The sequence below is a fragment of the Mycobacterium sp. pUA109 genome (assembly GCF_041287095.1).
Lineage (GTDB): Bacteria > Actinomycetota > Actinomycetes > Mycobacteriales > Mycobacteriaceae > Mycobacterium.
The window spans coordinates 147,513-170,077 of the sequence record NZ_JBGGKS010000003.1; the positions used below are offsets into that span (position 1 = coordinate 147,513).

Annotated in this window: 20 protein-coding genes; 13 read left to right on the forward strand and 7 right to left on the reverse strand. The window is 70.5% G+C overall.

Translation table 11 applies throughout. The features are described from left to right. Position 1 precedes the first annotated feature (1 nt). The 8 genes from ACAG26_RS04665 to ACAG26_RS04700 all read left to right on the forward strand — a co-directional run bounded on the left by ACAG26_RS04665 (position 2) and on the right by ACAG26_RS04700 (position 12,577). The gene (locus tag ACAG26_RS04665; RefSeq protein WP_370479960.1) at positions 2-2,659 is read left to right on the forward strand and encodes a hypothetical protein; all 2,658 of its coding nucleotides are present in this window, start codon (positions 2-4) and stop codon (positions 2,657-2,659) included. After that, on the forward strand, positions 2,659-4,764 hold the full coding sequence (locus ACAG26_RS04670; protein WP_370479962.1) for a hypothetical protein: 2,106 nt from the start codon (positions 2,659-2,661) through the stop codon (positions 4,762-4,764). Before ACAG26_RS04665 ends, ACAG26_RS04670 begins: the two co-directional genes overlap by 1 nt. Then, the gene (locus ACAG26_RS04675) at positions 4,761-7,241 is read left to right on the forward strand and encodes a hypothetical protein (protein WP_370479964.1); all 2,481 of its coding nucleotides are present in this window, start codon (positions 4,761-4,763) and stop codon (positions 7,239-7,241) included. The genes ACAG26_RS04670 and ACAG26_RS04675 overlap by 4 nt, the downstream gene beginning before the upstream one ends. After that, complete coding sequence (locus ACAG26_RS04680) at positions 7,241-8,161, forward strand: hypothetical protein (protein ID WP_370479967.1); 921 nt, start codon at positions 7,241-7,243, stop codon at positions 8,159-8,161. Before ACAG26_RS04675 ends, ACAG26_RS04680 begins: the two co-directional genes overlap by 1 nt. A gap of 67 nt (positions 8,162-8,228) precedes the next feature. Continuing rightward, a complete protein-coding gene (locus tag ACAG26_RS04685) occupies positions 8,229-9,389 on the forward strand; it encodes a hypothetical protein (protein ID WP_370480388.1) in 1,161 nt (386 codons plus the stop codon). Between the two features lie 75 nt (positions 9,390-9,464). Then, positions 9,465-10,082, forward strand: coding sequence for a TetR family transcriptional regulator KstR2 (gene kstR2, locus ACAG26_RS04690; protein WP_370479969.1), 618 nt, complete (start codon positions 9,465-9,467; stop codon positions 10,080-10,082). A gap of 10 nt (positions 10,083-10,092) precedes the next feature. Further along, positions 10,093-11,253, forward strand: coding sequence for a steroid 3-ketoacyl-CoA thiolase FadA6 (fadA6, locus tag ACAG26_RS04695; protein ID WP_370480389.1), 1,161 nt, complete (start codon positions 10,093-10,095; stop codon positions 11,251-11,253). A gap of 52 nt (positions 11,254-11,305) precedes the next feature. Beyond that, positions 11,306-12,577, forward strand: coding sequence for a PucR family transcriptional regulator (locus ACAG26_RS04700; protein WP_370479972.1), 1,272 nt, complete (start codon positions 11,306-11,308; stop codon positions 12,575-12,577). A 13-nt stretch (positions 12,578-12,590) separates the two neighbouring features. Here ACAG26_RS04700 and ACAG26_RS04705 read toward each other — a convergent pair whose 3' ends face one another. After that, positions 12,591-13,196: a TetR/AcrR family transcriptional regulator gene (locus ACAG26_RS04705; protein ID WP_370479974.1), complete on the reverse strand. Its 606-nt coding sequence runs from the start codon at positions 13,194-13,196 to the stop codon at positions 12,591-12,593. 77 nt (positions 13,197-13,273) lie between these two features. Here ACAG26_RS04705 and ACAG26_RS04710 point away from each other — a divergent pair, with 77 nt between their 5' ends. From ACAG26_RS04710 to ACAG26_RS04720, 3 genes are all read left to right on the forward strand, one after another. After that, positions 13,274-13,987 carry a DUF899 domain-containing protein gene (locus ACAG26_RS04710; protein WP_370479977.1) on the forward strand — a complete coding sequence of 238 codons (714 nt, stop codon included), beginning with the start codon at positions 13,274-13,276 and terminating at the stop codon, positions 13,985-13,987. Continuing rightward, a complete protein-coding gene (locus ACAG26_RS04715; protein WP_370479979.1) occupies positions 13,984-14,373 on the forward strand; it encodes a VOC family protein in 390 nt (129 codons plus the stop codon). Before ACAG26_RS04710 ends, ACAG26_RS04715 begins: the two co-directional genes overlap by 4 nt. A 134-nt stretch (positions 14,374-14,507) precedes the next feature. After that, positions 14,508-15,425: a DUF559 domain-containing protein gene (locus ACAG26_RS04720; protein ID WP_370479982.1), complete on the forward strand. Its 918-nt coding sequence runs from the start codon at positions 14,508-14,510 to the stop codon at positions 15,423-15,425. A 15-nt stretch (positions 15,426-15,440) separates the two neighbouring features. Here ACAG26_RS04720 and ipdC read toward each other — a convergent pair whose 3' ends face one another. The 4 genes from ipdC to echA20 are packed head-to-tail and all read right to left on the reverse strand — an operon-like array spanning position 15,441 to position 18,943. Then, entirely contained in the window at positions 15,441-16,511 is a 1,071-nt protein-coding gene (ipdC, locus tag ACAG26_RS04725) for a (3aS,4S,5R,7aS)-5-hydroxy-7a-methyl-1-oxo-octahydro-1H-indene-4-carboxyl-CoA dehydrogenase (protein ID WP_370479984.1), read from the reverse strand. A 49-nt stretch (positions 16,512-16,560) separates the two neighbouring features. Then, positions 16,561-17,313, reverse strand: coding sequence for a cholesterol ring-cleaving hydrolase subunit IpdB (gene ipdB, locus ACAG26_RS04730; protein ID WP_370479987.1), 753 nt, complete (start codon positions 17,311-17,313; stop codon positions 16,561-16,563). Further along, positions 17,310-18,188: a cholesterol ring-cleaving hydrolase subunit IpdA gene (gene ipdA, locus ACAG26_RS04735; RefSeq protein ID WP_370479989.1), complete on the reverse strand. Its 879-nt coding sequence runs from the start codon at positions 18,186-18,188 to the stop codon at positions 17,310-17,312. The genes ipdB and ipdA overlap by 4 nt, the downstream gene beginning before the upstream one ends. Then, entirely contained in the window at positions 18,185-18,943 is a 759-nt protein-coding gene (gene echA20, locus ACAG26_RS04740; RefSeq protein ID WP_370479992.1) for a (7aS)-7a-methyl-1,5-dioxo-2,3,5,6,7,7a-hexahydro-1H-indene-carboxyl-CoA hydrolase, read from the reverse strand. Before echA20 ends, ipdA begins: the two co-directional genes overlap by 4 nt. Positions 18,944-19,007: 64 nt before the next feature. On the opposite strand from echA20, the gene ACAG26_RS04745 reads away from it, so the two are divergent. Both ACAG26_RS04745 and ACAG26_RS04750 read left to right on the forward strand, forming a co-directional pair. Further along, a complete protein-coding gene (locus ACAG26_RS04745) occupies positions 19,008-19,772 on the forward strand; it encodes an SDR family oxidoreductase (protein ID WP_370479994.1) in 765 nt (254 codons plus the stop codon). A 16-nt stretch (positions 19,773-19,788) separates the two neighbouring features. Then, positions 19,789-20,694, forward strand: coding sequence for an SDR family oxidoreductase (locus tag ACAG26_RS04750; RefSeq protein ID WP_370479997.1), 906 nt, complete (start codon positions 19,789-19,791; stop codon positions 20,692-20,694). A gap of 88 nt (positions 20,695-20,782) precedes the next feature. Here the strand turns inward: ACAG26_RS04750 and ACAG26_RS04755 are convergent, their stop codons facing one another. Together ACAG26_RS04755 and ACAG26_RS04760 are read right to left on the reverse strand one after the other, a co-directional pair. Next, the gene (locus ACAG26_RS04755) at positions 20,783-21,970 is read right to left on the reverse strand and encodes a sodium-dependent bicarbonate transport family permease (protein WP_370479999.1); all 1,188 of its coding nucleotides are present in this window, start codon (positions 21,968-21,970) and stop codon (positions 20,783-20,785) included. A gap of 134 nt (positions 21,971-22,104) precedes the next feature. Continuing rightward, complete coding sequence (locus tag ACAG26_RS04760; protein WP_370480002.1) at positions 22,105-22,557, reverse strand: nitroreductase family deazaflavin-dependent oxidoreductase; 453 nt, start codon at positions 22,555-22,557, stop codon at positions 22,105-22,107. Positions 22,558-22,565 lie beyond the last annotated feature (8 nt).

Genomic DNA, 22,565 nt, shown 5'->3' on the forward strand with positions numbered 1-22,565 from the left:
GATGACCGAGCGCCCCGGCCCCGCCGCGCTGACCGTCGTTCTCGCCCCCCGCGGGGAGGCCGACGACATCGGCGCGCTGCTCATCGACTACGCCGCGGTCGGGCTGGTCGCCCCGTTCGTGTGGGTCGACGCCGCCGACGTCGGAAAGACTTCGGTCCCGGCGACCCTGGTCGCCGACGGGCGGGCGTCGGCGGTGGTGCTGCAGCAGGTACTGACCGGCCACCGCTACGAGCGGCTGCGGGTCGCGGTCTTGGTCCCCGCCGACGCGGCGGCCGACCGCCGGGTTCCCCGCGCCGTCGAGCAACTGCTCGAGCAGGTGGTCCGCGCCAGCGCCGTCGGCGCGCCGATCACCTTGTTGCGCTTGCTGTTCACCCGCGGCTCGGCCGGCCCGCACGGCTACGACCCGGCGTTGGTGCTGGAGGGCTGGCACAACCTGCTCATCGCCCCGGAGGATTCCGCCGGGCCCGGGCTGGGGTCGGTGGTGTTGGAGCAGCTGACCGAACCGCTGGACGTGGCCCAATACGTCGCCCCGGTGGTGGCGGCGGTCGCCGGGCTGTGGACCGGGATCGACCGATCGGTGTTCGACGATCTGGCGATCCTGCCCGGTCAGACGCTGCGCGCGGTGCGCGCCTTCTACCGGCAACTCGACGCCGCCGGGGTGGAGGATCAGCTGCGGCTGCAGTTGTTCAGCGCCGCCGGCCGGCTGCCGTTGCCGCGCAGCGGCCAGACCCCGGTGGTCTACATCCAGGACGTGCCGCTGGCCGCGCAGGCGGTGTCGCGGGCGTTGTGGACCAAACATCGCGACGTGCTGCGCAGCGGCCGGGTGGAGATCGGCAGCAAAGAGACCGAACAGATCGCGATCGGCGACGCGCTGAAGACGTTTCTGTCCTTCCTGTGGGCCGCGCTGCGCAACGCGCCGTCGGCGTGGCTGTCCGGGATGCTGGGCGGGGTGCAGTCGGTGCTGGCAACCACGGTGCAGCACACCGTGTTCGGCGGGTCGAATTCGGCGTACGCGGTGGTGGCCGGCGGCGAACTGGGCAGTTGGCAAGACATCGGCCGCGGCGCCGACCAGATGAGCAGCGCGCTGGGTGAACAGCCCGGGGCCGCGCACCTGGTGCAAGCCGATCTCACCTCGCTGTGGGTCGACTACGTCAACGCCGCTTTGACGTTGGCCGACGGCGGGCGGCGCACCGCCGGGATCGACCCGGTCAGCGTCGGCGTCGCGGTCGGCGTCGTCCACGACAGCGCCGACGTGGTGCCCAGCGCGGCCGACGCGTTCACCGCGATCCCGGCCTCGCTGGCCGCCGTCATCGGCATCCCGGCGGTCGCCGGCGGCGACGTGTTGGGCACCGCGGACCTCAAGGGCCGGCTGGAACGCACCTTCGCCGACCCGGCCGCCGGTGTCGAGGCGCGCCGCGCCTTCTCCGACCTGACCGAGTGGGAGGGCCGGGCCGGCCGCAGCTACGCCGCCCAAGTGGGTTCGGTGCTGGCCGACTTCCTGGGCCGGGCCCGCGGCGAGGTCAGCGGGTTGGTGCAGCGGATTCAACAGACCGCGAACCGCGACGCGGTGGACGAGACGCTGCGCCGGCGCCAGCGGGTGATCTCCACCATCACCCTCACCGCCGGCTGGACCGTGTTCGCGGCGGTGCTGCTGCTGTTGATCATCGCCGCAATCGGCTGGGCCGAGTGGCCGTTCGCGCTGATCGTCAGCGCCGTGGTGATCGCCATCTACTTCATCGCGGCCCTGATCCTGTTCATCATCGGGCAACGCCACCTGTTCGCCGAACTGAACCTGCGCAAGTCGCAGATGTCCGAACTGGAAGCGATGCACCACAATCTGCGTGCCGCGCTGCAGGATGTCAGCCGGTTGTCGGCCGCCTACGGTCAGCTGCTGGCCTGGAATCGGGTACTCGGCGAGGTGCTGCGCACCCCGTTCGGTCCGGTGGCGCCGGCCCGGCCGGCGCGGCTGCATCTGACCGACGGGCTGCCCCGGGCCATGCAGATCGGGGTGGCCGCGCCGTCGGGACAAGACGCCGAATCGACCGCGCGCACCTTGGAGCAGCGGCTGTACGGCATCGGGTGGCTGTCGGGTCCGTGGGAGCGGATGCTGGAGTCGGCCGGCCGCCAGCTCCGCGACGAGCCGGTGACGTTGTTCCGGATGCCCGGTGCCGGTTCGGGTTCGCCGCTGGACGGCTGGTCGAAGGCCGTCGCCGCCGGGGCGGTGCGCTCCGAAGGCGCCAACGCGCTGTGGGCGCAGGTCCAGGCGATGTTCGATGATCCCGCCAGCGGGGTGGCCGAGGCGTTGACCGGCGGTGTGCTGATCCCGGCGACCGGGCAGCGGGTGTCCCCGGACCAGTTCAACGGCGGGATGCTGCAGAAGCGCACCGGGCCGGCCGCCCCGTTCCACGCGTCGCTGTTCACCGACACCGCGGTCACCGCCGGCCGGTCCATGGTGGCCATCGACGACGCCGCGGTGGACCGGCGCGGCCTGGACTACCGGGCGGTGGTGGTGCAGGTCGGGGATGGCCTGCCCACCTACGATTTTGCGATGTTCGCCCCGGGTGAGGATTCCGTGCAGTTCGAGGCGACCACGAAGATCCGCCTGCCCGGCGCCGTCGACGACGACACGCCCCCCGAATCCGGATCGCTGGTGTTCTAGTGACCGACGCGCGACCGGTCGACGACGATCCCCGCTTGGCGGCGCTGCTGGAGTGGCGCGAAGAGCTGATCGACAGCGGTGCGGTCTCGGCGGCCTCGTTTAAGGAGGCCCACATCCGGCTGGTGCTGCGATCCGGGCGCACTGAGGTCGAGCAGATCCGGGCGATGCTGCCCGGCGCGGTGGCCGAGCACGCCGAGGAGATGGCCCGGGTGCTGCGGGACGCGGCCAAACCCGGTGGCCGCCACCACAAACCCGCCGCCAAGGCGGGCCCGCCCGGCGCGCAGGCCAACGACCCCGACGAGGCCAGCGGCCCGGTCCCGGCCGCCCCCGCCGCCGACGCCGCACCCAGCGACGCCGACGAACCCACCATGCTGGTGAAGAAGGCCGCCGCCGTGGTGCCGCAAACCGGCTTCGCGCCCTACAAGGTCGGCACCCCCGCCGCCCCGCACCCGGTCGCCCCGGTGTCGTTGCGCCGGGCCGGCGACGACCCGCAGCACGGCGGCCTGGAAGTGTCGTGGCCGCGGTTCGGCGGGCGCGGTCCCGCCCCCCGCACCGTCATCTACCGCCTGGTCAGCACCGAAGGCGGCCGCGGATATTCGCCCGACAAAGCCGATCTGGTCACCGCCACCGCCGCGACCTCGGCGACCGACGACCGTCCGCTGCTCGGCGCGGTGCGCCACCTGCAGGTGTGGGTCAACGCCGGCGCGTCGATGATCGCGGCGCTGGCCGCGCAGCCGATCCTGCACGCCGCCGGCGCGGTGGTGGGCACGCTGCGCGACTTCGAGATCCGGGAGGACTCCGGGCGGGTCATCGGCCAGTGGAACGCGCCGCCGGGGGTGACCGCGGTGCACGTCTACCGGGTCCCGGTCGAGCTCGCCGACCGCGACGGCCCGGCGTTCCGTATCGCGGCCGCCGGACCCAACCTGACCGGTTTCGTCGACCCGGACGCCGAACGCGGCCGCCGCTACCTGTACCGGATGCGTTGCGAGGTCGAGGTCGACGGCGTGGTCCAGCTGTCGGCGGCGGTGCACACCGAGGTGGCCGTCTCGGCGGTACGGGAACCGGTCACCGACCTGCAGCTGACCATGCGCAACCAGCGCGACGGCGTGGAATTCGACCTGGAGTGGACGACGCCGCGGTTCGGGCAGGTGCTGGTGTTCCGCAGCCTGGATCCGCCCAGCGCGGACGCGCAGGCCACCGAACTCGACGAATCCGTGCTGGACCAGGTCGGGTTGAACCGCGATCTGCGGCTGACCCATCCCATCGCCGACCGCGTCGACCCGCAGGGGGTGCGTAAGTCGGTGATGGCGGGGGTGCCGTGGCCCGGGGACTGGAACCGGGCCTACTTCACCCCGGTGACCGTGTTGGACGGTCGCGCCCGGCTCGGCAAGCCGGTGTCGGCGGTGCGCACCGGGCAGATCACCGACATCGCACTGGCCGAGTACTGCAATAAGCAGGTCCTCACCTTCGACTGGCCGGACGGCGCGGCGGCGGTGCTGGTGTACATCGCGCCCAAGGGCCACGACCCGAGTCGGGGCCTGACCGGGCGCAGCTACGAGATCGCGCAGGGCGAGTACGAGAAGTACGGCGGCAAACAGTTCGTCGGCGAACTCCCCAACCGGGGCTGCTCGCTGCACCTGGTGCCGGTGGCGTTCACCGGTGGAAGGCGGGTGCTCGGCGCGCCAGCCTCGATCGAATACCGTGGCCTGCTGCGAATCTGGTACGACGTCCGGATCCTGCGGGACCCGACCGGCATGCCGCTGACCGCCGCGGTGCGGGCCCGCGCGGACGCCGACGCCACCGGTTCGCCGCCGTTCGTGTTGGTGCACAACCCCGATCGGATCCCGCTCAGCGTCAACGACGGGTCGGCGGTCGACATGTTCCGGGTCGACCCCAGCGGGCGGCCGATCTCCGGGCGCTCCAAGGAGTTTCAGTGGTCGGCGATCACCACCATGGGCAGCGAGGTCTGGGCCGGCGACGTGCGCGGCATGCAGGGCTGGATCCGGCTGTTCGCCAACCTGCCGCCGGAGCGGTTGCGGCTGCTGGCGTTGTTGGACCCGCCGGTGGACGCGCTGCGCCTGACGCCCGGGCTGGCGCCGCGATGACGACCCGGTACGGACAGCTCAGCTACACCTCGTTCGACACCGTGGGGACCGCCGGCGGATGGCAGGTCAAGCAGACCGCCGGCGACATCACCCCCGACGAATCCCACCTGCTGGTCTCCGGCATCCACACCGCGCTGGAACCGGTGCAGCCGCTGCCGGCCTACCCGACGCCCGACCAGGTCAAGGCGTTGCCGCGCCGGCTGGCGTACCGGCGGATCGACGATGACGCCGCCGCCTGCTGGCACACCGTTCCCGCCGGACTGGACAGCACCGGGCGGCCGGGCAACATCTTCGCGCACGTGCTGCTGGACCGGAATGCGTCCCGCGCCGGGTCCCGCCCGATCGAACTGTGGCGCTCGGCGGGCTGGCTGACCCCCTACGGCGGGCAGGCCGTCCGCGACGCGGTGTTGCCCGACGACGTCCCGGCGCCCGGGGGCGCGGTCACCGCGCACAGCGTGGTCGAATTCGCTTGCGACACCACCACCTGGCGGCTCAGCACGCTCTGCGGCCTGCTGGACGGGGTCGCCGCGGCGTTCGACGGGGGGCCGCCGGTGGTGCTCGGGGTGGACTCCATCGACACCGCCGCGCAATGGATCGGCGCGGTGAGCTTTCTGATGTCCCCGGGCACCGCCCGGCGGCTCAACTTTTCCACCTTTGACCGCAGCACCGACCTGGAGCATTCGCTGCGGGCCGGTCTGCACCTGATCGCGATGCCCCGCACCGATCTGGGGCACGTCCCGCACGGGGTGCTGGTCATCGACGAAACCGAGACCCTGTCGCTGGGGGAGCTGGGCGGGCAGCACCACCGCACCGGCGGCGGGCAAGACATCGCCGTCACCGCTTGGTCGGCGATGGCGCAGGTGGCGCTGATCGAACCGGAGTCCGCCGCGCAGCTGTTGACCGACATCGACGAATTCGCCGCCCGGGTCGACGATGTCGGGCTGGCCCCGGCGCTGCCGATGGCGATCGCGGTGCTCAACCGCGACCAGTGGGGCGACGCCGTGCCGGAAGCGCGGCTGACCGTCGCCGCCCACGCCACCCGCGGCTGCGCCGCCGATCCGGCGGTGGCCCGCATCGTGGACAGTGAAACCCAGCGCCTGGTCGGCGCCACCACCGCCGACGCGTGGCGGGCGGTTGACAGTTTGACGAACTCCGCTGCCCTGGTGAGCGATGCCGCGCGCGCGGTCTATCTGTCCCGCGCCATCCGCGATGATCAGTGGCTTTCCCAGCCCGGGCCCATCCCGACTCCGGTGCAACGCTTTTCACCCGGCGCCGTGCCTGACGACGTCGCCGCCGATGTCGCTGCGGTGTTGAGCGATGTCGACGCACGCGATCCCGCGCTGCTGCTGCGGACGGTCGACCTGCTGGCCGGGGTGGGGTTGGGCGACGCCGTCGCCCAGCCCGTCGAGCAGAAGATCGTTCCCGCGCTGCTGGATCCCGGGCACGGGCGGTGGCTGATCGCCGACCTGCACGGCCGGATCAGCCGCGACACCCGGCTGCTGGTGGCCGCCGCGATCCTGACCTATGACGGCAGCCAACACCGCCGGCTGGACCCGCCGCTGCTGGGGTGGCTGGCCGAGGACGTCGGCGCGCCCAGCGCCGACCAGCTGAGCAGGGCCCACCCGGGGGACCCGGTGTGGACCGCGGCCGCGGTGCGCGGGTTGCTGGCCGCCGAGTCCGGTGCGCCCCAGCCGCAGGACCGCTACCTGGCGCTGTGGTGGTTGCGGATGCATGACGTCCCGCTGCCGCAATGCGAGTACGTCTTCGGCAGCGGCCCTTGGGATCCCGCCGAGCTGCTGGTCGCCACCGGCGACGGGCCGCTGCCGGCGCGGCCGTCCGCGGACACGCTGGTCGGTGCCGCCGACTCGGCTGAGCTGCGCGCGCTGGCCGACCGGGTGCTGGGCGCCAACACCGACGACACCGCGGTGGCCTGCGCCGCGGTCCGGGTCTATGAACCCGGCGAATGGATCACCACCGGCTACCTGCAGTCCCACTACCGGGCCTACACCCCCTACTGGGATGCGTTGCTCGCGGAGCTGGGCCCGACCGGCGTGCACCACGATTTCGCGGTCCGCTTCGTGGTGCTCGCCGCGCTGGGTGTGGTGACCGGTGCGGGCGAACCCGAAGCGTGCGCCGCGCTGCTCACCGACCCGAACCTGGCCGCCGAAATGAGTTATCACCTGGAGTCGTTGGTGTCCTCGGGGGCGGTCGACGTCGACGCGCTGATCGCCGCCGCGCTGGTGACCTCCGACGGCGCGTCCGGGACCCACCGGGTGCTGCAGCCGTTGGCCGCCCGGCAGGCCGCGCTGCGCGAGGCCGCCGGCCTGGATGGGGTGGTGGACAAGATGGCGCAGCTGACCGGGGCCGGCTCCGACGGCGACCTGCGGCGGCTGCGTAAGACCGCGACCAAGCTGTTATCGGAATGGCAGGTCGACGCCAACGGCGTGCGCACCTCCCGGACGCATCGGAGCCGATGATGCCCTTTTATCTACTCGGGTCCCGCACCCCCAGCGTGGAGATCCCCAACCAGCCGGTGTCGATCACGATCAGCGGATCGGTCAGCGGCGCCGCCCTCTACGTGGAGGCGTCCCCCGCGCAGAATGTGGTGCGGGTCGACGCGCACACCGTGATCGTGCCGGCGTTCACCGAGACGGTGACCGTCGGGGTGGAACCGGTGGGGGCGGCCACCTTCGGGCACGACAACGTCGTGCACCTGGCGATCGGGCCGGATTCTCCGGGGGAGGTCGACCCGGTGCAGGTGGGGTTCGATCCGGTCAACGTGTCCGGTGCCGGCGCGATCGAACTCGCCATGCTGCGGCCGCGGGGTCCGCGCGTGGAGGTGATGGTGCGCGCGGTGGCCGATGTGCCGCTGAGCCCGCTGGCCAGTATGGCCCGCACCGCGGCGCGCCGCGCCACCGGCAACCGGCGCCAGTCCCGCGGCGGTGCTTTGTCGATTGCGGTGGACACCTCGGCGTCGATGCGGTGGGCGTTTGGCGACGGAAGCGTGGGCGCCGCGGTCGATGTGGTGGTGGGGGTCGCCGACGTGGTGGGCGTCCAGCAGGTGACGGCGACCCTGGTGGGGGCGCGCTGCACCCCGGTGCAGGCCCCGGTCGCCGACCTGGCTCAGGCGGTGACGCGGGCGCCGGTGCGGTGGTCGGCCGGGGCGCGGTGGTCCCAGCTGCCGCCCACCGAGCGCACCCTGGTGCTCACCGATTCGGTGAAACTGTTGACCCAGCAGCCGTTTCCGGCGCTGCGGATCTCGGCCGACCAGCGGCTGCGGGCCGCGGGCCCGGTGCTGGGTCCGCCCCCGGCGGGCACCCCCGCCGAACGGCACCTGGCCGCCAACCCGGCGCTGGTCGACGAACTGGCCGCCGCACTGCTGCCGGTGCTGAAATGAGGGCCCGGCGTTGATAACTACGCGCCGGTGACGATGCACAACGAAGTGATGAGGAGGAGCGGCGCTGATAACTAAATGCCCGAGATGCTTCTCGATCCTCGACGACAACACCTCGGCCTGGACCGTGCCGCCGCAAGTATCCGCGCCGCGCTACCGCGATTCGGTCGGCTCGGCGTACTTCGGCGCCGAGGTGCAAAGCGGGCCAATCCACGTGATCAACCGCCCGCCCGGCTATGCCGGACCGATGCCGCCGGCCGCCGAGTACGCCGGGCGGGCGCTGAACGCGCCGGTGGTGGAGATCTGCCCGGTGTGCCATTTCATGCTGCCCAACGGGTGGCGGCAGGGCCAGGCCATCTGCATCGCGATGGCCGGGGCCCGGGCCACCGGCAAAAGCCTGTACATCGCGGTGCTGATCAAACAGCTCGAGCTGCTGTGCGAGCAGCTGGGGGTGTCGATGGAGCCGGCGACCCCGGCCACCGCGACCGCCTACAGCAACAACTATGAGCGGCCGTTGTTCGTGCAGCGCGGGCTGATTCCGCCGACCCCGGCGGCGCACACCCAGGCGTCGTATCAGCGTGAGCCACTGGTCTTTTCCATCGGCGCCTGGCAGGGCATCCGCCGCTACGTGGTGCTGCGCGATGTGGCCGGGGAGGACCTGGAGTCGGGCAACCTGCACGCCACCCACTTCCGGTTCTTCGGCCAGGCCGACGCGGTGTTTTTCATGTTCGACCCGCTGCGGGTGCAGGTGATCCGCGACCAGCTGCACGATCTGCTGCCGCCGCAGTCGTGGAGCGGCGGGGACCCGCGCTCGGTGTTGAGCAACCTGCTGCTGGCGGTGGGGGCGGGCCGGCCCCGGCTGGCGGTGATCCTGTCGAAGTTCGACGCGTTGCGGGTGCTGACCGAGGTCGAGGGGTCGGCGTGGAGCCACGTGATGTCCAATCCGGGGGCGGCGTTCATGCGGGACAGCTCCTCGGCGCGCCAGTACGACGAGATGGACGGACGGCTGCTGCACGAGGAGGTGCGCAGCCTGCTGCTGCGCCTGCACGGCGGCTCGATCGTGGCGGCGGTGGAGAACCCGTCGTCGGGGGTGCTGCTGCCGTACCGGTATTTCGTGGTGTCCGCGCTGGGCCAGCCGCCGGTCGGCAATCGGCTCAACCCGCGCGGCATCGCCCCGTTCCGCTGCGCCGACCCGCTGCGCTGGGTCACCGCCAGCTACGGCGCGCTGTAGTCCGCTTCCCCCAACGACTCGCCGAACACCACCCTGCCCTAGCCCGAGCAAGCGCTTGGTTGATACTCTGGCGGGGTGGACCGAGAGGCCAGTCACGCGAACAGCCGGCGCGACGAACTGCTGGAGCTGGCCGCCGAGATGTTCGCCGAACGCGGTTTGCGTGCCACCACGGTGCGCGATATCGCCGACAGCGCCGGCATTTTGTCGGGCAGCCTGTATCACCACTTCTCCTCCAAGGAGGAAATGGTCGACGAGGTGCTGCGCGGCTTCCTGGACTGGCTGTTCACCCGCTACCAGGAGATCGTGGCCAGCCAGCCCAACCCGCTGGAGCGGCTCAAGGGCCTGTTCATGGCGTCGTTTGAGGCGATCGAGCACCGGCACGCGCAGGTGGTGATCTACCAGGACGAGGCCAAGCGGTTGTCGCTGCAGCCGCGGTTCGGCTACGTCGACGAGCGCAATAAAGAACAGCGCAAGATGTGGGTTGAGGTGCTGCGCCAAGGCGTCGCCGAGGGCTGTTTTCGGCCCGACCTCGACGTCGATCTGGTCTACCGCTTCATCCGCGACACCACCTGGGTGTCGGTGCGCTGGTATCAGCCCGGCGGGCCGCTGAGCGCCGAACAGGTCGGCCGCCAGTATCTCGACATCGTCCTGGGCGGCATCACCGCCCCGGCGGCCGGAAACAAAGGAGTCTGACATGGCGGAAATCTCGCAGGCCTACGTCATCGACGCGGTGCGCACCGCGGTCGGCAAACGGGGCGGGTCGCTGGCCGGGGTGCACCCGGTCGACCTGGGCGCCCTGGCGTGGCGCGGACTGCTGGACCGGGTCGACGTCGACCCGGCCGCCGTGGACGACGTGATCGCCGGCTGCGTGGACGCCATCGGCGGGCAGGCCGGCAACATCGCCCGGCTGTCCTGGCTGGCCGCCGGCTACCCCGAAGACGTCCCCGGCGTCACCGTGGACCGGCAGTGCGGCTCCAGCCAACAGGCGATCTCCTTCGGTGCGCAGGCGATCATGTCCGGCACCGCGGACCTGATTGTGGCCGGCGGCATGCAGAACATGAGCCAGGTCCCGATCTCGTCGGCGATGACGGTCGGCGAGCAGTTCGGCTTCACCTCGCCGACCAACGAGTCCCAGCAGTGGCTGCATCGCTACGGCGACCAGGAGATCTCGCAGTTCCGTGGCTCGGAGCTGATCGCGGAGAAATGGAACCTGTCCCGCGAAGAGATGGAGCGCTACGCGCTGACCAGCCACGAGCGCGCGTTCGCGGCGATCCGGGCGGGCCACTTCGACAACGAAATCATCACCGTGGACACTGAATCCGGGCCGTTCCGGGTCGACGAGGGCCCGCGCGAGTCCTCGCTGGAGAAGATGGCCGGGCTCAAGACGCTGATCGACGGCGGCCGGCTGACCGCCGCCATGGCCAGCCAGATCTCCGACGGCGCGTCGGCGGTGCTGCTGGCCTCCGAGCGGGCGGTCGCCGAGCACAAGCTCACCCCGCGGGCCCGCATCCACCACATCAGCGCCCGCGGCGCCGACCCGGTGTTCATGCTGACCGGCCCGATCCCGGCGACCCGGTACGCGCTGGACAAGACCGGGCTGTCCATCGACGACATCGACACCGTCGAGATCAACGAAGCCTTCGCCCCGGTCGTGATGGCCTGGCTCAAGGAGATCAAGGCCGACCCGGCCACGGTCAACCCCAGCGGCGGTGCCATCGCGCTGGGGCACCCGCTGGGGGCCACCGGGGCCAAGCTGTTCGCCACCATGCTCAACACGTTGGAGCGCACCGGCGGGCGCTACGGCCTGCAGACCATGTGCGAGGGCGGCGGCACCGCCAACGTCACCATCATCGAGCGCCTGTAGCCGCGCGCTCTTTTCGGGGACAAAACCGCGGGTCCCAAACTACGGTCTGCTCATGGGGGACACCGGCGGTGCGGACGACGCGGTGGTTGCCGAGGCCGCGGCGACGGTCGTCGGCCGCCTCTACGACAAGCTCGGCGACATCACCGCCGACATCCAGCAGTTGGTGGTCACCGAAATCTCCGAACTGCGCGGTGATGCGCAGCTGCTGCAGCTACTGGCCGACACCGCGGCCGCCAGCGTCGAGGCGTTCTTCTCCTCGATTCGCCATGGCATTCCGGTCAAGCACCTCGAGCCGCCGACCCCGGCGCTGGAGTACGCCCGGCGCCTGGCGCAGCGCGAGGTGTCGGTCAACGCGTTGACGCGCGCCTACCGGCTGGGGCACCGGGCGACGCTGCGCATCGTCATCGACGAGATCCGTGCCGCGGAGTTGGACCCGGCGCTGGGGTTGGCGGTCTACGACCTGATGGAAGGTGTGTCGTTCGAATACGTCGACCAGATCTCCCAGCAGGTGGTGGCCAGCTATCAAGATGAGCGGGACCGGTGGTTGGCGAACCGCAACAATATGCGGGTCCTGCAGGTGCGTGAGCTGCTGGCCGGCGGCGACATCGACGCCGACGCGATGACGACCGCGCTGCGCTACCCGCTGCAACGCCATCACCTGGCGGTGGTGATCTGGTGTCCGGAATCCTACGAGCGCGGCGAGCCGGTGTCGCTGGAACGTTTCGTGCAGAAGCTCGGCGAAACGCTTGGTGCCCGCGATCTTTCGCTGTTTGTCCCGGTCGATCGGGTCACCGGCTGGGGCTGGATTCCGCTGTCGGGCAACGCTGCGCCGACCGCGCTGACGCGGCTGCGGGCCGCCCTCGAGAAATCCACCGATGCGCCCTGGGTCGCGGCGGGTAATCCGCTGCCGGGGGTGGCGGGGTTCCGCCGTTCGCATCAGCAGGCTCAGGACGCCCGGACCGTGGCGATCGCCGCCGGGTCCGCCGCCCGGCGGATGACCACCGCCAGCGACCCCGGTTTGGCGGTGGCGGCGCTGCTGGGCCGCAACGTCGCGGCCGCGTCGGCGTTGGTGGCGGAGGTGTTGGGGCCGTTGGCCGCCGCCACCGACGGCGATGAACGGCTGCGCGAAACGCTGCGGGTGTTCCTGCGCAACGGCTCCAGCTACACCGCCGCGGCCGAGGAACTGCACCTGCACCACAACTCGGTGAAGTACCGGGTGCAGCGTGCGGTGGAACGCCGCGGCCGGCCGATCAGCGACGACCGGCTCGACGTGGAGGTGGCGCTGCTGCTGTGCGAGTGGTTCGGTGCGGCGGTGCTCAGCTGATCGGCGTGTGCGTTCAGCGGGACAGCCCGGCAATGATGTCGTCGACCGTGCGCTGAGCCAGCGACTCCACCTCGCGACGACGCGCGCCGCGCAGCGGTCCGTGCAGCACCAGTTCGGCGAAGCCGTGCACCGCCGACCAGCAGGGCCACTCGGCGCCGTCGCGCTGTCGGGCGGTCAGCACCCCCGCATCCCCCATCGCGTCGAGCGCCTCGACCAACGCGCGGTACGGCGGCGCGCCGGCGGGCTCGTCGGGGGTCGCGGCCAGTCCGGCACCGAAAAACGCCACGCTGAACCAGCCCGGCTCGTCGAGTGCGAACTTGATGTAGCCCAGACCGACCGCGCGCAACCGGTCGCGGGCGTTTGCCGCCGCCGAGCCGCGTCGACGCGTCGCACCCTGCATCCGCGCCGCCATCCGATGCTGGATGGCGACCGCGACGGCGGCCACCAGCGCTTCCCGGTCGGTGAAGTGACGGTATGCGGCGTTGGGGGACACCCCGGCCCGCCGGGTCGCTTCCCGGATGGTCAGCGCGTCCGGCCCGCCCACGCGGGTGAGTTCCAGGCCGGCGTCGATCAGGGCGGTGCGCAGGTCCCCGTGGTGATAGGTCTTGGTGTCGGTCACCTCTTGACTCCCTCGGGAGAAAGTGTACGGTGTCCACATTATCAAATGTTGACAGCGTGAACACCAGGAGGGACATCATGACGGCCCCAGCATTGCCGCCGATCGTGGATCGGGACACCTGGCAGCGGGAATTGGATGCGCTGCGGGTCCGGGAGAAGGCGGCCACCCGCGAACTCGACGCGATCGCCGCGCAGCGACGCCGACTGCCGATGGTGGCCATGGGAGACTATGTGCTGGACGGTGAGACCGGCCCGGTGCGGTTGGTCGACGTGTTCGCGGGCAAGTCCCAGCTCATCGTGTACCACCACATGTGGTTCCCGGGCGAGCAGTGGCAATGCCCGGGCTGCACCGGGTTCACCGCACAGTTCACCCGGCTGGAGTTCCTGGACAACTACGACGCCCGATTCGTCGTCGTCACCCAGGGCCCCATCGACGAGGCACTGGAATACAAGCGCCGCGTCGGGAATCAGATGACCTGGTATTCCACCGCGAACAGCCCGTTCGGCGCCGACGTCGGCGCCCCGGCGGGCGGGCAGTTCGCGCTGAATGTCTTTCTGCGCCACAACGATCAGGTGTATCGCACCTGGCACAGCAATCGGCGCGGGGCCGAACAGCTCAGTCACATGTTCGCGCTGATCGACGTCCTGCCCTACGGGCGCCAAGAGGTGTGGCAGGACTCGCCGGACGGCTGGCCGCAGTACCCGACCTACAGCCGCTGGGCGAGTTCACAAGATATCGCCCGTGCCTACGGTGCCGAGCACCCCGAACCCATCCCAGGAGGTATCCGATGACCACCCCGACGACCGGCCTGACCACGATCAGCCTGGTGTGCGTGCCGACCCCCGAGCAGGACAAGGCGGTCGCGTTCTACGAATCGCTCGGCTTCGAGAAGCGCACCGATCAGCCGTTCGGCGGCGGCTACCGCTGGATCGAGGTGTACCCGCCCGAGGGCACGACCGGGATCGCGCTGGCGCCGCCGCCGCCGCAGGGCGGGCCGGTGCAGCCCGCCGTCACCGGAATCACGTTGACCACCAGCGACATCGACGCCACCCACGCGGCGATGAAGGAGCTCGGCGTCGACGTCGACGCGCAGGTGTCGCGCATGGGTGAGCCGGTCCCGCCGATGTTCTGGTTCCGCGACCCGACCGGGCACACCCTAATGGTCGTGGAAACCTGACCTGTCGCGGCTGACCGCCGCGCCGAGTGGGAATCTGGCGACGCCGCCACCGCGTGTCGCGTCGTCAGATTCCCACTCGGCGGGCCTGTGGACAGGCGTAGGCAGTATTCGGCGCACTGGGGCACGCTTCGGCTGTGCACGAATTGGCCTGGCCGTTCCTGGGCGCCGAGGCGTTGGCCGACAACGCGATCCCCGAGCGGGCTATGCGCACGCTGTACGAACCGGTCTATCCGGGCGTCTACGCGCCATGGGGCATCGAACTGACCGCGCGGCAGCGAGCGGCGGCGGCCTGGCTGTGGTCGCGGCGCAGGGCAGTCGTCGCCGGCAACTCGGCGGCGGCGCTGCTGGGCGCGAAGTGGGTGGAGGCGGCCCTGCCCGCGGAGCTAGTGCACGACAACCACAAGGCGCCGCCGAAGGTCGTCGTGCACCGCGACACTCTGAAGCCCGGCGAGATGACGAGCGTCGACGGGATTGCGGTCACCGACCCGGCGCGCACCGCCTTCGACATCGGCCGGCGAACCCGGTCGCGGCTGGCCGGCCTGCAGCGACTTGATGCGCTGGCCAATGCGACCGGAGTCGGGATCGCCGAAGTCGAGGTCGTCATTGCCGCACATCCCGGGGCACGGGGCCTCACCCGGCTCCGCCAGGTGCTGCCGCTCGTCGACGGCGGTGCGGAATCCCCGCAGGAGACCCGCACCCGGCTGGTCCTGATCGACGCCGGGCTGCCCAAGCCGGAGACCCAGATCATGGTGTACGACGAGTACGGCGAGTTCGTGGCTCGGGTCGACATCGGGTACCGGGACCTTCGGGTCGGCATCGAGTACGACGGGCCGCAGCACTGGACCGACCCGAAGCAGCGGCAGCGCGACATCGACCGGCAGGTGGCGCTGGCCGCATTGGGCTGGGTGATCATCCGGGTCAGCGCCGAACTGCTGCGCTATCGGCAGGCCACCTTCGTCGGCCGAGTGGAGGATGCGATGTATGCCGCCGGCTGGGCTGGCCGGGTCGCGAGTGGGGAATCTACGACCCGGCGCCGGCGCGTCGCGTCGTGAGATTCCCACTCGGCGTCACGTGATCAGCGCCGCCGCGGACTGCAGGTGCTCGATCGCCTCGCGCACGATGCCCTCGATCAGCTGCGCGCACGACGGCAGATCCTGCAGGATGCCGGCAACCTGCCCGGAGGCCAGCACCCCGGCCTCGGTGTTGCCCTCGACCAGGCCGGCCTTGAGCAGCATCGGGGTGTTGGCCGCCATCAGCACCTGCGACCAGGTGAGTTCCTTGCCGTGCCGCATCGCCAACCCGTCGCGGACCATCGTCGGCCAGGTCATCTGGGACATCTTCTTGAACTTGGCGGCGTTCCGGATCGCAGCGGTGAAACCGCGTGCCCGCGAGCCGCTTTCCAGCTTCTCCACCAGCTCGGTGCGCAGCACCCGGTGCGGCATGCCGTCGACCCGGGTGGACACCACGGTGCCGTCGAGGCCGGCCTGCAGGTAGCGCTGTTTGACCGCGTCGGGCACCGTCGAGTCCGAGGTCAACAGGAACCGGGTCCCCATCGCGACGCCAGCCGCCCCGTACGATAACGCGGCGGCCAGGCCGCGGCCGTCGAAGAAACCGCCGGCCGCGATCACCGGCATGCCGGTGTCGGCGACCGCGTCCAGCACCGACGGCAACAGCAGCGTGGTGGCCACCGGGCCGGTGTGCCCGCCGCCCTCGCCGCCCTGCACGATCACCGCGTCGGCGCCCCAGGACGCCACCTTGCGGGCGTGTTTGGCCGCGCCCACCGACGGGATCACCACCGCGCCGGCGTCTTTGAGCCGCGCGATCAGTTCCGGCTTGGGCGCCAGCGCGAACGACGCCACCTTCACGCCCTCGCGGATCATCAACTCGACCCGGTCGCCGGCGTCGGTGGCGTCGGCGCGGATGTTGACCCCGAAGGGTTTGTCGGTGGCGGATTTCACCTTGCCGATCGCGGTGGCCAGCTCGTCGAGGGTCATGGTGGCCGACGCCAAAATGCCCAGCCCGCCGGCGTTGGCGGTCGCCGACACCAACCGGGCGCCGGCCACCCACCCCATGCCGGTCTGCACCACCGGATGGTCGATGCCGACCAACTCGGTCAGCGGGGTGCGTAACCGGGTCACAGCCACCGCCGACGATGCAGAGCGGAGCGATGAGGAGGAGGCGGAACGATCATGAGCGCACCTCTTTGTCGCGCAGCGCTTTCGGGTCGATCACCTCGCGGATCAGCCGCAGTTCCTCTGCGCTGGGCAGCCGGGTCGGCGCGGCGTCGGCCAGCCCGTGCACCTCGAACGAGGTGGCCTCGGCCACCTCCGCGGCGGACACCCCCGGGTGCAGCGACACCGCCCGCATCTCCCGGTTGGGGCCGCCGAAGTCGAACACGCCCAGGTTGGACACCACCCGGTGCACGTCGACGAACCGGAATGCCGGATTGTCCGCCGCCACCTTGTCGTAGCCGATCCCGGAGACCACGTCGACGGCCTCACAGAACACCCGCGTCGAGTGGTTGCCGACGAAGTAGCTGGTGGCGTGGTTGATGGTGTTGCCGGGGGCGCCGCGCACCCCGAACATCTGCCGGCTCGGCTGCTGCAGCGCCCCGAATGCCGAGATGTTCTGGTTGCCGTAACGGTCGACCTGGTTGGCGCCCATCACCACGTGCCGGCGTCCCCAGGCCAGGGTTTCGAAGACCCGGCCGAACGGCATCCACCCCTCGATGGCGCCCGACGCGCCCAGCGCGGGGGTGTCGGCCAGCAGCAGCGCCTCACCGTCGGTCAGCAGGATGTCGGGGGAGAACGTCAACCGGGCCAGGCGGGCACCGATCGAGACGACGGTGGTCATCGGGCTGACCATGATCTCGCCGGCGTCGCGGAACAACTCGGCGCAGGCGACCGCGCACACCTCGGCGCGAGTGGGCGAATCCGTCATGCGTCCTCCCCGAACTTCCGTACCGCTGCTTGGTAGTCGTCTTCACTGCCGGACAGGTAGGTCGCCACGAACTGCGCCCAGGTGTCCTCGGACTTGGCGGCCTCGGCGTAGTGCCGCTGAAATTTCTCGTCGCGGCCGTAATCGGGTGCCGCCGTGGTGAAATGCGCACCGTTGGGGGCTTCCACCACCGCGTCGACCATCATCCGGTTGACCAGCAGGGCCTGGTGCGGCACCGCTTTGACCAGCTCCTCGGTGGCCACCACCCGCTCCACCGACAGGTAGCGCCGCTCGGCGGCCATCAAGAACAGGTCGTCGAAGTAGGGGTCGACGCCGGTGTAGGCGGCGTTGCCTTGGGCGTCACCGAGGTTCAGGTGGACGAAGGCGGCGTCCAGGCGCAGCGCCGGCATGGCGATCAACGTCTCGTGGCCGCCGCCGGGCGCCGGGTAGGGGCTGGTGACGGTGTGCAGCTCGCCGTCGAAGAAGTCGGGCACCGAGCTGCCCAGCCCGGCCCGAATCGGCAGGAACGGCAGCCGCTGGGCGGCGGCCTGCAGCCCGCAGCGCAGCATGCCCTCGTCCATCTCGCGGGCCACGATCTCGCCGCTGGTGCGCTTTTTGGCGAACCACGGGTCGTAGAACGGCGGGGAATCCAGCGACACGAAGCCGTAGTAGACCTTGGCCACCTTGCCGGCCGAACATAGCAGCCCCAGGTCCGGGCCGCCGTAGGTCACCACGGTGAGGTCCTTGACGTCGGTGCGCAGCAGGGCCCGCACGAACGCCATCGGTTTGCGCCGCGACCCCCAGCCGCCGATGCCGATGGTCATGCCGTCTTCGAGCTGCCCGACGGCTTCGTCAAGCGTTGTCCGCTTGTCGCTCATGGCTTCTTCCCCTTGTCAGTGCCGGCGAACGCGTCGCGGTGCTCGTCGGCCACCCCGGCCAGATTGAGTTCGAAGGTAAAGCCTTGCTCCATGCGGTAACTGGCGTTGACCTTCTGCACGTCGATCAGGTTCAGCGCCTCCTTGGCCGCCCGGATCACCCGGGTGTCCTTGGCGGCGATGTCGCGGGCCACCCGCAGCGCGGCCTCGTCCAGCTCGGCGCGCGGCACCACCTCGTGCACCGAGCCGAAGTGGTGCAAGGTGGCGGCGTCGACGGTGGCGGCGGTGAAGAACAGTCGGCGCATCAGGTGCTGGGGCACCAGCCGGGACAGGTGGGTGGCCGCCCCCAGCGCGCCGCGCTCCACCTCGGGCAGCCCGAAGGTGGCGTCGTCGGAGGCCACGATGACGTCGGCGTTGCCGACCAGGCCGATGCCGCCGCCGACGCAGAAGCCGTTGACCGCGGCCACCACCGGCACCGCGCATTCGTAGACCGCGCGGAACGCCGCGAAGCAGCCGCGGTTGGCGTCGATCAGGGCGGTGAACCCCTGGGTGCGCTGCATCTCCTTGATGTCGACGCCGGCGTTGAAGCCGCGGCCCTCGGCCCGCAGGATCACCACGTGGGTGGTCGGATCGTGGCCGGCGGCGGTGATGATCTCGGCGAGGTCGAACCAACCGCGCGAGGGGATGGCGTTGACCGGGGGGAAGTCGACGGTGACCGCGACGATGCCCGGTTCGCTGGTGGTGGACGTGATTGGCATGGGGTTATCTGTCACTTCCTGGCCGCATTTACCTGAGCAAGCACTTGCTTGGTACGCTAGCACAGTGACGGACGCGATCAACCTCGGCTTGGCCGGCAAAGTGGTCCTGGTGACCGGGGGCGTCCGCGGCGTCGGCGCCGGGATCAGCGCGGTGTTCGCCGCGCAGGGCGCGACGGTGGTGACCTGCGCGCGGCGCCCGGTGGAGGGTTCACCGTATGAGTTCCATGCCTGCGATGTGCGCGACGACGACTCGGTCAAGGCGCTGATCGAGGCCGTGGTGGCCCGGCATGGCCGGCTGGACGCGGTGGTGAACAACGCCGGCGGCTCCCCGTACGTGCCGGCCGCCGAGGCGTCGGCCAACTTCAGCCGCAAGATCATCGAGCTGAACCTGCTCGGCCCGCTGCAGGTGTCCCAGCACGCCAACGCGGCCATGCAGACCCAGCCGGGCGGCGGCGCGATCATCAACATCTGCAGCGTCAGCGGCCGCCGGCCCACCCCGGGCACGGCCGCCTACGGCGCGGCCAAGGCCGGGGTGGAGAACCTGACCGCCACCCTGGCGGTGGAATGGGCGCCCAAGGTGCGGGTGAACACCATCGTGGTCGGCATGGTCGAGACCGAACAGTCCGAGCTGTTCTACGGCGACGCCGAATCGATCGCCGCGGTGGCCGCCACCGTGCCGCTGGGCCGGCTGGCCACGCCCGCCGATGTCGGTTGGGCGACCGCGTTTTTGACGTCCGAGGTGGCGTCCTACATCAGCGGAGCCAGCCTCGAAGTGCACGGCGGCGGGGAGCCGCCACCGTATTTGGAAGCATCCAGCGCCAACAAATAGCTAAGGAGAACAGGGCATGGGACTTCTCGACGGCCGGGTGGTCATCGTCACCGGAGCGGGCGGCGGCATCGGGCGGGCGCACGCGCTGGCGTTTGCCGCCGAAGGCGCCCGGGTGGTGGTCAACGACATCGGCGTCGGCCTGGACGGCTCGCCCGCCGGCGGCGGCAGCGCCGCGCAGGGTGTGGTCGACGAGATCGTCGCGGCCGGCGGGGAAGCGGTGGCCAACGGCTCCAACGTCGCCGACTGGGACGAGGCGGCCGCGCTGATCCAGACCGCGGTCGAGAAGTTCGGCGGGCTGGACGTGCTGGTCAACAACGCCGGCATCGTGCGGGACCGGATGCTGGCCAACACCAGCGAGGCCGAGTTCGACGCCGTCATCGCCGTGCACCTCAAGGGCCACTTCGCCACCATGCGGCACGCCGCGTCGTATTGGCGGGGGCTGGCCAAGGAAGGCAAAACCGTTGACGCCCGGATCATTAACACCAGCTCCGGTGCCGGTCTGCAGGGCAGCGTCGGGCAGGGCAACTATAGCGCCGCCAAGGCCGGCATCGCCGGGCTGACCCTGGTCGCCGCCGCCGAGCTGGGCCGCTACGGGGTGACGGTCAACGCGATCGCCCCGTCGGCGCGCACCCGGATGACCGAGACGGTGTTCGCCGAGATGATGGCCACCCAGGACGACGCCTTCGACGCCATGGCGCCGGAAAACGTGTCACCGCTGGTGGTGTGGCTGGGCAGCGCCGCGTCCCGCGAGGTCACCGGCAAGGTGTTCGAGGTGGAGGGCGGCAAGATTCGGGTCGCCGAGGGCTGGGCGCACGGCCCGCAGATCGACAAGGGTGCCCGCTGGGATCCCGCCGAGCTGGGCCCGGTCGTGACCGATCTGCTGGCCAAGGCGCGGCCCGCGGTCCCGGTCTACGGCGCCTGAGCCCTTGGCGCCGAAGCCTCTTACCGCCGAACGTGCGCTGGTGGCGAGATTTTCGCGAATTTCTCGCCGTGGGCGCACGTTCGGCGTTTCAGGTGATCGGGAACCGTTCGGTGACGGCGCGCGCCACCTCGATGTAGACCGGGATCCCGATCGTGACGTTGTAGGAAAACGTCAAACCCAGTGATGCGGCCAGCGGCAGGGTCGGGCTGGCTTCGGGGATGGCCAGCCGCTGCACCGCGGGCACGGCGATGTAGGACGCCGCGCCGCACAGCACCGCGAACAGGATGTAGCTGCCCGGCTGGAAGTGGGTATGGGTGAGGTGCGCATAGGTGTGGGCGACCACGATCCCCAGCGTCGCGAACAGGTTGGGTGCCAGGAGCCCGAAGGCGATGAAACCGCGGCCGGCCGTCTTGAGATCCTTCAGGTGTCGGGAGGCCGTCATGCCCATTTCGAGCAGGAACAGGCAGAGCACGCCCTGGAAGGCCGCCACGAAAACGTTGTCGTCGTCGTGGATCACCTTCTCGCCCTGCAACCCTCCGATGAAACCGATGGCGATGCCGCCGAACAGCAGATACAGGCCCGGGTTGAGTAGCACCTCCCGCATGAGCTTCCCGGTGGCCAGGCGCGGCTTGCCGCCGGCGGCAGGGTCCGGGTTCTCCAGGTCGGTCCCCGGCTCGGATTCGGCCTCGAGGTGCCCTCCGACGCCCGGTTGGGTGGCCGCGCCGGGCCCGGTCCGCGCCGCTGCGCGGTAGCCGGCCTCGTCGGGCATGAACCCCGAGGCGTCCATGCCCCGGTGCCGCAGCCGCGCCACCAGATACAGCGCGACCAGGCAGCCGGGCGTCTCCATGACGGCGAGCATGACCGGCATGTAACCGTCGAACGTCATCCCCACCGTCGCCAACACACCCACGCAGGTGGCGAAGGTGCCCGCCGAGTCCGACCCGTAGTAGCCGGCAACCGTCGCCCTATCGATGCGCCGCATCGAGGTCAGCCGGGTCAGCAGCTGGTAGGCGAGCAGGCCGATCACGAAGTTCAGCACGAAACCCAACACGATGAACCCGGCGACGCTGCCGATGCTGGACGGGTCGACGGTGGCGAGTTCCTCGCCGCCGTGCCAACCGATCGCCAGCAGCAGGTACAGCGTCAGCCCCTGATAGATCACATAGGGGAACTCGAACTCCACCTTGAGGATCGGGACCAAGAACCCGAGATAGAAAAACAGTAGGAGCGGTTTGAACAGGTTGTGGCGGAAGTTCTCCCAGAACTCCAGGAGCATCGATCTCTCCCTTGGATATGCGCGACGGCGAGCAGCGGGGCAACCGCCTACGCCGCGGCGATAACCACTGGAAACGTAGCCCTGGGCTTCACCCCGCCGGGTGGCGGGGGTGTGAACGTATCAGAAACGTTCGGCTACGGCTCGCAGATCACCACCGGGATCACCCGGTCGGTCCAGGACTGGTAGTCGTCGAACGAGGAGTACATCTCCACCAGCCGCGGCCAGTACTGGTCGCGTTCGGCCTCGGTGGCGTCGCGGGCGGTCAGTGCCAGCACCTCTTTTTTTATCTGCACCGACACCTTCGGGTTGGCCTTGAGGTTCAGATACCACATGGGGTTGTTGGCCCGCCCGCCTTGGGAGGCCACCAGCACCACCCGGTCACCGTCGCGCAGATACAGCAACGGGCTCACCCGCGGCTGCCCGGATTTGCGGCCGATGGTGGTCAGCAGCGCCACCGGCGCCCCCTGCAGGAAGGTGCCGCCCAGCTTGCCGCCGGACACCTTGTACGCCAACGTGTTGACCCGGGACATCCACTTGATGAAAACGCCGGTGCCAGCGGAGTTGAGCGCGCGCGGGGGAGTGGCCATCGATGATC

What these genes read in the sequence shown, in the direction of transcription:
- ACAG26_RS04665 (WP_370479960.1), top strand. Translation starts at nt 2, where the DNA reads ATGACCGAGCGCCCCGGCCCCGCCGCGCTGACCGTCGTTCTCGCCCCC.
- ACAG26_RS04675 (WP_370479964.1), top strand. Translation starts at nt 4,761, where the DNA reads ATGACGACCCGGTACGGACAGCTCAGCTACACCTCGTTCGACACCGTG.
- ACAG26_RS04680 (WP_370479967.1), top strand. Translation starts at nt 7,241, where the DNA reads ATGCCCTTTTATCTACTCGGGTCCCGCACCCCCAGCGTGGAGATCCCC.
- ACAG26_RS04700 (WP_370479972.1), top strand. Translation starts at nt 11,306, where the DNA reads ATGGGGGACACCGGCGGTGCGGACGACGCGGTGGTTGCCGAGGCCGCG.
- ACAG26_RS04710 (WP_370479977.1), top strand. Translation starts at nt 13,274, where the DNA reads ATGACGGCCCCAGCATTGCCGCCGATCGTGGATCGGGACACCTGGCAG.
- ACAG26_RS04715 (WP_370479979.1), top strand. Translation starts at nt 13,984, where the DNA reads ATGACCACCCCGACGACCGGCCTGACCACGATCAGCCTGGTGTGCGTG.
- ipdB (WP_370479987.1), bottom strand. Translation starts at nt 17,313, where the DNA reads ATGACGGATTCGCCCACTCGCGCCGAGGTGTGCGCGGTCGCCTGCGCC.
- ipdA (WP_370479989.1), bottom strand. Translation starts at nt 18,188, where the DNA reads ATGAGCGACAAGCGGACAACGCTTGACGAAGCCGTCGGGCAGCTCGAA.
- echA20 (WP_370479992.1), bottom strand. Translation starts at nt 18,943, where the DNA reads ATGCCAATCACGTCCACCACCAGCGAACCGGGCATCGTCGCGGTCACC.
- ACAG26_RS04750 (WP_370479997.1), top strand. Translation starts at nt 19,789, where the DNA reads ATGGGACTTCTCGACGGCCGGGTGGTCATCGTCACCGGAGCGGGCGGC.
- ACAG26_RS04755 (WP_370479999.1), bottom strand. Translation starts at nt 21,970, where the DNA reads ATGCTCCTGGAGTTCTGGGAGAACTTCCGCCACAACCTGTTCAAACCG.
- ACAG26_RS04760 (WP_370480002.1), bottom strand. Translation starts at nt 22,557, where the DNA reads ATGGCCACTCCCCCGCGCGCGCTCAACTCCGCTGGCACCGGCGTTTTC.